Raw genomic sequence first — 7,919 nt, forward strand, 5'->3', positions numbered from 1 at the left:
GGGGCGAGCGAAGCGACGGGAAGTCATTCCGCGCACATGGATGTCGTAATCGGACAGCTGGCAACAGGATTGAGCCTCGGCTCGATCCTGTTGCTGGCCGCATTGGGCCTGGCACTGACATTCGGCCAGATGGGCGTCATCAACATGGCGCACGGCGAGTTCATCATGGCCGGCTGCTACACCGCCTACGTCGTGCAGCAGATCGTCTCGAGCGCCGGTGTCTCGCTGATCATCTCGCTCGTTCTCGGGTTCTTCATCGGCGGCGCCATGGGCGCACTGCTCGAAGTGACGCTGATCCAGCGGATGTACCACCGCCCGCTGGACACCCTGCTGGTCACGTTCGGTGTCGGGTTGATCCTGCAGCAGGTGGCCCGCGACATCTTCGGGGCCCCGGCGGTCAACGTCGTGGCACCGGAGTGGTTGTCCGGCGGCATGGAGATCTTCGGGGCCGTCGTCCCCAAGACGCGCATCTTCATCCTGGTGCTGGCCGTCGTGTGCGTCGCAGTGCTGGCCACCGTGCTCAAGGTCAGCCCGATGGGCCGGCGCATCCGAGCCGTCGTGCAGAACCGGGATCTCGCCGAGACCAGTGGTATCTCGTCCCGCAAGACCGACATCACCACGTTCTTCATCGGCTCCGGGCTCGCGGCCGTGGCCGGTGTGGCACTGACTCTGATCGGCTCCACGAGTCCGACGATCGGGCAGAGCTATCTGATCGACGCGTTCTTGGTGGTCGTGGTCGGTGGTCTCGGCCAGATCAAGGGCACGGTGATCGCGGCGTTCACCCTCGGTTTCCTGAACTCGTTCATCGAATACAACACCACCGCCTCCCTGGCGAAGGTGATCGTGTTCGTCATCATCGTGATCTTCCTGCAGGCGCGCCCGCAGGGCCTGTTCACGGTCCGGACAAGGAGTCTCGTATGACCAGCCTGCTAGGCCGATGGCAGACCTGGGCCGGCTTCGGGGTCGCCGCGCTGGTGCTGTTCGTGATCGCGCCCGCGGTGCTCTCGGACTTCCGGCTCAGCCTGCTGGGCAAGTTCCTGTGCTTCGCGATCGTCGCCGTCGGTATCGGCCTGGCCTGGGGCCGCGGTGGGATGCTGGTGCTGGGGCAGGGCGTGTTCTTCGGGCTCGGCGGCTACATGATGGCGATGCACCTCAAGATCGCCGACGCGCAGCTGCGTGGTGACGAGGTCCCGGACTTCATGCAGATCCAGGGGATACGCGAATTACCCGGTTACTGGGCGCCTTTCGCGTCGCCGGTGGTCACGCTGATCGCGATCGCGGTGATCCCGGCCGGGATCGCCGCGGCGCTCGGCCTCGGCGTGTTCAAGCGCAAGGTCAAGGGCGCCTACTTCGCGATCCTGTCCCAGGCGCTGGCCGCCGCGCTGGCCATCCTGCTCGTCGGCCAGACCAGCCTCGGAGGATCCAACGGCCTCAACCGATTCCGGACGTTCTTCGGCTTCACGCTCAACGACCCGGTGAACCGACGGATGCTGTACTTCATCGCCGCGGCGGTGCTGCTGATCGTCATCGCCGTGGTGCGCCAGCTCATGCAGAGCCGCTACGGTGAACTGCTGGTGGCCGTCCGTGACGGTGAGGAGCGGGTGCGGTTCCTGGGCTACGACCCGGCCAACATCAAGGTGGTGGCCTACACCGTGGCGGCGCTGTTCGCCAGCATCGCCGGGGCGCTGTTCGCGCCGATCGTCGGCTTCATCGCACCGTCACAGGTCGGCATCCTGCCGTCCATCGCGTTCCTGATCGGCGTCGCGATCGGCGGGCGCACCACGCTGCTGGGTCCGGTGCTCGGCGCGATCGGCGTGGCGTGGGCGCAAACGCTGTTCTCCGAACGCTTTCCGTCGGAGTGGACCTACGCCCAGGGACTGCTGTTCATCATCGTCGTCGGGTTCTTCCCCGCCGGCTTCGCCGGACTTGCAGTACTGCTCAAACGCCGCCGTAAGGCCAAAGCCGATCCGCCATCGGAGGAAGCCGCCGACTCCGACCCCGACGCAGCGAAGGTGGGCGCCAGCTCATGACCGAAGTCGAAGCGAGCACCGCGGGTAAGGAGCCCGTCGAGGGCGGCAACGCCGGCATGGGCGCCCAGTACCTCGAAGTCCGAGGTTTGACAGTCGATTTCGACGGTTTCAAGGCGGTCAGCGGCGTCGACCTGACGCTGTTCCAGGGCGACCTGCGGTTCCTGATCGGTCCCAACGGCGCCGGGAAGACCACGGTGATCGACGCCATCACCGGTCTGGTTCCGGCAACCGGGTCGGTGAACAAATCCGGCGTGGAACTGCTCGGCAAAAAGGTGCACCAGATCGCCCGCCGGGGCGTGGGCCGCACCTTCCAGACTGCGAGCGTGTTCGAACAGCTCACGGTGCTACAGAATCTCGACATCGCGGCCGGGGCCGAGCGCTCGGCATGGACGCTGTTGCGGCGGCGCAAGGGCGTGCTCCCCGCGATCGAACAGGCGCTGCACACCATCGGGCTGACCCACCTGGCCGACAAACCCGCCGGTGTGCTGGCACACGGGCAGAAGCAGTGGCTGGAGATAGGGATGCTGCTGGTGCAGAACGCCGACGTGCTGCTGCTCGACGAGCCCGTCGCCGGCATGAGCACCGAGGAGCGGGAGGAGACCGGAAAATTGTTGCGCCGCATCGGCGCCGAACGCACGGTGGTGGTCGTCGAGCACGACATGGACTTCATGCGGGCGTTCGCGACGTCGGTGACCGTGCTGGCGCGCGGACAAGTGATCGCCGAGGGCTCGGTCGCCGAGGTCCAGGCCAATCCGAAGGTGCAGGAGGTCTATCTGGGGACCGCCGCGGCCGGCGCCGACGGAATCGAACTCGTCGAGGGGAACTCCTGATGCTGCAACTGGTCGACGTCCGCACCGGCTACGGCCGCAGCGAGGTCATTCACGGGGTCGGCATCGAGGTTCCGACCGACGGCGTCGCGGCGGTGATGGGGCACAACGGTGCCGGCAAGACCACCCTGTTGCGCGCCGCGGTGGGCTTGCTGAAGTGCACGGCGGGCAAGGTGCTGTTCGACGGCGAGGACATCACCAAGCTGCGGCCGAGCGCCCGGGTGGCGCGCGGTCTGGCGTACGTGCCGCAGGGCCAGCAGTCGTTCGGGCAGTTGACCACCGCGGAGAACCTGCAGGTGGTCGCCGACGGTCGCAAGAACGGCAAGGCGCTGATCGACGAGCAGCTCGACCTGTTCCCGGCGCTCAAGGAACTGCTGAGCCGTCGAGCGGGGCTGCTCTCCGGCGGGCAACGCCAGCAGCTCGCCATCGCCCGCGCGCTGATCACCACCCCGAAGTGCCTGATCCTCGACGAGCCCACCGAGGGCATCCAGCCCTCGGTGGTCGCCGAGATCGAGGAGGCCATCACGACGCTGACCCGTCGCGGCGACCTCGGGGTGCTGCTCGTCGAACAGCACATCGGGTTCGCCCTGGAATCGTCGCAGCGCTACTACATCCTGGAGGCCGGGCGGGTGACCACCAGCGGCGCGGGCGGATCGGCCTCGGAAGCGGAAGTCCGCGCCGCGATGGCCATCTGAGCGGCCCGCCGCTGTGGCCATCTGACCGGCCCGCCCTCCAGCGCGAGCGTGCGTGTTTACAGGCGACACGCCGAAAAATGTCGGACAAATGCGCACGCTCGCACTCGATTTGGCGCACCGACGTCTCCGGTGGCACGGCGAACACAGACAACCGGCGCGGTCGCGGTGGAGTTCAGCTCGCGGATGTGTCGGCCCCTTCACCTGGGCGTGATCTTAGGCGTGAAAGACCAGGTAGACACCAAGGTTTGGGTGCCGGCTGCGGCGATCACGCTTGACCTGGCTGTGCACGTCCCTTTGTGCTGATGAAGTTCCGCTGCGATGTACTACCCTCGGCATCACCGGAGTGGTCATCGGCATCCAGTGGTGGGCGGTACGTCAACGTTCGACCGCGCACCCCTGACGAGTCGCTCGACGGTACAAGCCCCTACCGATGACGCCCGTAACCCCGAACGCGACTGTGCTACAAGCCAACACGAGCGCCCCGGCAGCGAGCACCGTCTCATTCGCCCCGAGCCGGTCTGCTTCCAAGGTGAGATAGAACAGTGCGGATACGCCCACGGGCCCGAACCACCCGAGGTAGAGAGCGTCCGGGGCGCCCAGCCGCAGCACACGTTTGATCAGAAGCACAATCGGCAGTCGCCGTAACGTAAGCACGGTGAGCACCAGAAGCATTGCCGGCCAGCCAAATTCGTACCATTCGTGCCACGGCAATGTCGCCCCGAACATCACGAACAGCGGCAGAACGGCGAATCGATTGATGGCCTCGTCGATCGGCACCGCCGACTCACGCTCCTGCCCGGTGCCGACGATGTTGAACACGACCCCGCCGACGAAGACGGCGAGAACTCCATCGACACGCAGTAGACCGGACACTCCGAGGATGCCGAGCGCCAATACGACGGTGAAGAACAGTGCCGGCGCACCGGCGGTCGAGCCGTGGTCCGCGCCCAGACGGAGCGCACCGCCGCCCAACCAGCCGATGACCCCGCCGACGATCACAGCACCGCCCACCTGCCACACCGACTCCGCGACCGCGTTTCCCGCCCCGAGAGGGCCTGCCACGGCGAGCGCGACCAGAACGAGCGGCAGCGCCAGACCGTCATTGGACCCCGATTCCAGGGACAGCAATTGCCGATCCCGAGCGGGAAGGTCCCGTTCGGCATCGTCGCCGGTCACCACACTCGACGCGAGAACAGGATCGGTGGGGCTGACCGCGGCACCGAAGAGCGCGGCAGCGGCGATGGGCATACCGAGAACAGCCCACCCCAGCGCCGCCGACACCACGGCCATCACCGGCAGGACGATCAGCAGCAGCACAAGCAGCGACCGGCCGTGACGACGAATCTCGCCGAACGGGTAGCGCAACGCCACCGCCATCACCGAGATCGCCAACAGCACCCTGCTGCCCTCGTGCAGCACGGACTGCTCGACAGTCAGCGGAGACATCGACAACACGCCGGTGACCTGTGGTCCGAGCACGATTCCGGCCGCCAGCCCCAGCAGCGGTTCTGAGATCGGCAGACTCCGCATCTTCGCTGACAACGTCGCAACCGCCATGCCGAGGACACCGACGGCCGCCAGCACAATATCCAGTTCCACGGACAGGGGTTTCCCACGCAGAGCTCCAAGTCCACACCAAACCAGGTGAATCCACACCAACCCAGGTGAAGTCGGGGCAAAGGTGTGCCGGTGCCTCGGCCCGGGTACTTGGAGGGGGCCGGCCGTCGATGCTCGAACGCACCATGAAGGGGTTTCGCCGCTGATGGACAACCGAGTCGGCGACTGCCGCAAGCCTCTGGTGCTCGGTCAGCGCGCCGTCGCCGACGGACTACGCAGTCGACTATGGCCGGTTCCGGCTCTCGGGGTGGTCACTGCTCTGCTTGCCGGCATCGCCATCCCTGAACTCGACACCGCCGTCGATCAGCAGATGCCCCCGGCACTGGCGGGCTACTTGTTCGGCGGAGGCGCCGACGCGGCGAGAGAAGTCCTCGGCGCCATCGCAACCTCGCTGATCACCGTGACGTCGCTGACGTTCTCCCTGACTCTAATCACGTTGCAGCTGGCCAGTTCTCAATACACGCCGCGGCTGTTACGGACATTCGCTGCCGATCGTTTCGTCCAACGAACCCTGGCACTGTTTCTCGCGACCTTCGTTTACGCACTGACTGTCCTGCGCACCGTTCGTAATGGCAATGACGGTTCAGCGGAGTTCGTTCCGCAGATTGCGGTCACGGTGGCCTACCTGCTGGCCATGGCCAGCGTTCTGGCCCTGGTGCTGTTCCTCGGGCACCTGGTACGTCAGATACGGATCGAGACCATGCTGGACCATGTCGCCGGCGACATCGAGCAGACCGCAGACCGGCTGCTCGGCCGGATCGAGGAACAACCCGCTGACCGCGACGCACCTGTCCCGCCCGCCGACGCGGCGATCATCACAGCCCGCTCTTCAGGCTTCCTCGTCTCGGTCGCCGAGCAGGCGCTGGTAAAGGCCGCCGTCGACGCCGATGTGGTGGTCTGGGTGGAGCGTCCGATGGGATCGGACCTCACCGCAGGCGTACCGGTGGCCTTCTGCTGGTCCTCCCAGAACCGGGGCGGCACCCTCCACGGGGAGCGGTTGATCTCGGTGCGTGAGCAGGTCGCCGACGCCCTCACCGTGGGTAACGAACGCACCGCGACCCAGGACATCGGCTATGGGTTCCGTCAGCTCACGGACGTCGTTGTGCGTGCGTTGAGCCCTGGTATCAACGACCCCACCACCGCTGTGCACGGCCTGAACTCGTGCAGCGCCGCACTGTGCCGACTGGCCGGATACCGTCTGGGTCCCCGGATTCTGCGCGACGAGAACGGGGCGGCCCGGGTGGTACTGGCGCAACCCGACTTGCCGGATCTGCTCGATATCGTCTCCAACCAGCCATTGCTCTACGGCGCGAGCGACCCGGCGGTGCTGAAACGGTTGCTGTCGATGCTGCGCGAACTCGCCTGGGTGGTGGTGCTCCCCGAACACCGGCACGCGATCGCTGACCGGCTCCGCCGTCTTGAGAGGGCGGTGGCCGGCCGGGATTACGATGACGTCGAGCGGCGTCAGTTGGATCAATTGGCGCGAAACGTCCGGGAAGCACTCGACCGTCGATGGCCTGCGGGTTGATTCCGTCAACGACAGCGTCATCGCCTCGGTGGCGCTGAAGCGTTCGCCACTCCGGCCAGCGCAGACCCATCGCCGATCTTGTCGTGGGGAATGACGCTGAGGGAACCGTCGCTCTCCAGTACGACCGCCGCGATCCGGCTGACGTCACCGTGCCCCGACGACCGGATCGCCTGGTGAATCTCGTCGGCACTGACGCGCTGGCGGCGCAACGCGTCGTCGAGTGATCGGCCGTGGGACAGCAGGAGCGTCGGTCGGGCGGTCAGCACCGTCCGACCGGCGCGAAACCGCGATGACACCTTTGCCGCGGCATACTGCAGCCCGGCGAGCAGCGCCAGCGCGGTCGATCCCTCCACGAATGACACGTCGGTGTTGAGCAGAATGGTGGCCAGCGTCGAGCCGACGGCGACGGTGACCACCAAGTCGAACGCGTTGAGTTTGGCCAGAGTCCGTTTGCCCGATACCCGCAGTACTACGATCAGGGCGACGTAGGCAGCCGAACCGATGAGCAGAACTCGGACGACGTCGGACCATGTGTCAAACCACATGCAGCGCACTACCTCTCAAAGTCCATGGCGACGCCGGCCACATCCGTCGGTACCGAATCTGTTCGGCTTCCGCTCGCTGTCGACGCGGCGTCGGCGGTCAATCGCCGTCGCAGCAGGGTTAGCGCCGCATTCAGCAGCCGAGACACCTGAACTTGAGAAATGCCCAGTCGGCGACCGATTTCTCGCTGGGACAGGCCGTTGAAGTAGCGCATACCGAGAATCGCGCGGGATCGAGGAGTCAGCGCGCCGATGGCGTCCTGTAGCACGATGCGATCCTCGACGGTCTCGAAGTGGGGGTCTTCCGCGCCGTGAGTCGTTCCGAGCAACGTCGGATCCGGTCCACCCGGCCCCGAACGAGACGCATCGAGTGACAGCGGTTGATACGCCCAATGCGCAGAGCTCGACTGGGCCACGTCGTCGCTGCCGATGCCGAGTTCCCGCGCCAACTCGGGGTTCGTCGGTGACCGGTTCAAGCGCCGAGAGAGTGTCTCCACCGCGTCCCGCACTCGCAGCTGTGTCTCCTGAATGTGGCGAGGAACGCGGATCGACCGGTTGCGTCCAGCAGAGTGGTGTACGAGTCGGACCTGATCAGCGGTACCGGCGTGTCGTAGCCGACTGATTGAGGGTCATCGCGTGATTCTTCGAGAGACCGACCAAAGTCACTCGAGCAAAGGAAT

General features: G+C 66.1%; 8 protein-coding genes. 5 read left to right on the forward strand and 3 right to left on the reverse strand.

Annotated elements, in window-relative coordinates:
- Positions 1 to 36: 36 nt before the first annotated feature.
- Genes urtB through urtE form a run of 4 tightly spaced genes read left to right on the forward strand, consistent with a single transcriptional unit; the run spans position 37 to position 3,552 of the window.
- Positions 37 to 921, forward strand: a complete 885-nt coding sequence (gene urtB, locus ACXMYJ_RS17050; RefSeq protein WP_260752012.1) for an urea ABC transporter permease subunit UrtB — start codon at positions 37 to 39, stop codon at positions 919 to 921.
- Entirely contained in the window at positions 918 to 2,030 is a 1,113-nt protein-coding gene (gene urtC, locus ACXMYJ_RS17055) for an urea ABC transporter permease subunit UrtC (RefSeq protein ID WP_260752010.1), read from the forward strand. Before urtB ends, urtC begins: the two co-directional genes overlap by 4 nt.
- Positions 2,027 to 2,860 (forward strand): urea ABC transporter ATP-binding protein UrtD, encoded by an 834-nt coding sequence (gene urtD, locus ACXMYJ_RS17060; protein ID WP_260752009.1) that lies wholly within the window; start codon positions 2,027 to 2,029, stop codon positions 2,858 to 2,860. Before urtC ends, urtD begins: the two co-directional genes overlap by 4 nt.
- Positions 2,860 to 3,552, forward strand: a complete 693-nt coding sequence (gene urtE, locus ACXMYJ_RS17065; protein WP_460357832.1) for an urea ABC transporter ATP-binding subunit UrtE — start codon at positions 2,860 to 2,862, stop codon at positions 3,550 to 3,552. Before urtD ends, urtE begins: the two co-directional genes overlap by 1 nt.
- Before the next feature lie 375 nt (positions 3,553 to 3,927).
- On the opposite strand, the gene ACXMYJ_RS17070 is transcribed toward urtE, so the two are convergent.
- Complete coding sequence (locus ACXMYJ_RS17070; RefSeq protein ID WP_460357835.1) at positions 3,928 to 5,151, reverse strand: cation:proton antiporter domain-containing protein; 1,224 nt, start codon at positions 5,149 to 5,151, stop codon at positions 3,928 to 3,930.
- Positions 5,152 to 5,314: 163 nt separating this feature from the next.
- On the opposite strand from ACXMYJ_RS17070, the gene ACXMYJ_RS17075 reads away from it, so the two are divergent.
- Positions 5,315 to 6,697, forward strand: a complete 1,383-nt coding sequence (locus ACXMYJ_RS17075) for a DUF2254 domain-containing protein (protein WP_460357838.1) — start codon at positions 5,315 to 5,317, stop codon at positions 6,695 to 6,697.
- A gap of 17 nt (positions 6,698 to 6,714) precedes the next feature.
- On the opposite strand, the gene ACXMYJ_RS17080 is transcribed toward ACXMYJ_RS17075, so the two are convergent.
- Together ACXMYJ_RS17080 and ACXMYJ_RS17085 are read right to left on the reverse strand one after the other, a co-directional pair.
- Positions 6,715 to 7,242 (reverse strand): DUF421 domain-containing protein, encoded by a 528-nt coding sequence (locus tag ACXMYJ_RS17080; protein WP_260752006.1) that lies wholly within the window; start codon positions 7,240 to 7,242, stop codon positions 6,715 to 6,717.
- A gap of 8 nt (positions 7,243 to 7,250) precedes the next feature.
- The gene (locus ACXMYJ_RS17085) at positions 7,251 to 7,715 is read right to left on the reverse strand and encodes a sigma-70 family RNA polymerase sigma factor (RefSeq protein ID WP_460357842.1); all 465 of its coding nucleotides are present in this window, start codon (positions 7,713 to 7,715) and stop codon (positions 7,251 to 7,253) included.
- Positions 7,716 to 7,919 lie beyond the last annotated feature (204 nt).

Source organism: Mycobacterium sp. ZZG, from assembly GCF_054786995.1.